Source organism: Moorena sp. SIO3I6 (assembly GCF_010672095.1).
This window is the reverse complement of sequence record NZ_JAAHHU010001438.1, coordinates 1-1,276: the sequence shown is the minus strand read 5'-3', so window position 1 is coordinate 1,276 and position 1,276 is coordinate 1. Positions and strand designations below refer to the sequence as shown.

At 46.1% G+C, this 1,276-nt stretch carries 1 protein-coding gene; it reads right to left on the bottom strand.

The genetic code is table 11. From position 1 onward, the window contains the following. Positions 1-336: 336 nt before the first annotated feature. Positions 337-1,276 (bottom strand): alanine racemase (alr, locus tag F6K49_RS50060; RefSeq protein WP_293110282.1); only part of this gene is annotated, 940 nt, incomplete at its 5' end.

Below are 1,276 nucleotides of genomic sequence, written 5' to 3'. Positions count from 1 at the left end.
GAAACACCCGAAACCCTGGATGTGCGATGTTTATAAAACCCTTTTAGGGTAACACATTCTGACTCCCTAATGGCAAAGGGATTAGATGGATGAATTTTATTTTAATAACATTAAATTTGTTAATTGGTAAGCTATCAGCTATCAGCTATCAGCTATCAGCTATCAGCTATCAGCTATCAGCTATCAGCTATCAGCGATTAGCGCACGCTACTTGAGGTGCTATCAGCTATCAGCTATCAGCTATCAGCCTTTGGCCTGTGGCCACGCTACTTTTGAATATAATAAGCTGACCGCTGACCGCTGACCGCTGACCGCTGACCGCTGACCGCTGACGGCTTACCCTACTACTACACGGGGTAGTCGGTGCTTAAAACCACAAATAATTTCCCAGGAAATGGTGCCTAAAGCCATAGCCCAGTCATCTGCTGAGATTTGCTCTTCCCCATCCTGTCCAATTAAGGTAACAATTTCCCCAACTTGTATATTAGGAATATCACTAACATCCAACATGAGCTGATCCATAGTAATTGCGCCAATCTGAGGAACTTGCTGCCCTCGGATGATGACATTCATGCGATTAGAAAGATTTCGGGGAACACCGTCAGCATAGCCAATACCGACTACTGCTATACGCATCTGTCGATTTGAAATAAATTGATGGCCATAGCTGATACCAGTGCCAGGGGGAATAGTTTTAATTTGGGTGATCCGCGCTTTTACCTGCATCACTGGCTGGAGGTGAATAACATTTTGAAGATGCTCCGCTGGATAGAGACCATAGAGGGCTAATCCGACACGCACCCAATCGTAGTGCAATGCTGAATCGGTTAAGGTGGCAGCGGAATTGGCTAAGTGCAATCGGGGAGGAGTTATGCCACCAGCCTGCAATTGTGCGATCGCGTTTTTAAACCTTTGATGCTGCTGTCTCATCACTGTGGGGTCAGGACTATCAGCAGTGGCTAGATGGGAATAGACACTAGCTATTTCCAAGTTAGGTAATTGTTGGACTAGGCGTACAAACTCGATAGCATCTTGCCAAGGCATTCCCAACCGGGACATTCCTGTATCTAGTTTCAGATGCACTGGCAGGCTTTGGTTTAGACCACTCAAGGTTTCCGAAAACACTAAAGCTTGTTGAGGATTACACAGAGTTGGTTCCAATTGCCAGTGAGCGATCGCTTTGACTTGTTCTGGGGTATTAGTCGCTCCCAACAAGAGTATAGTGGCCTTAATTCCCCCTTGCCTGAGTTGAATGCCCTCTGAGACAGTAGCAACA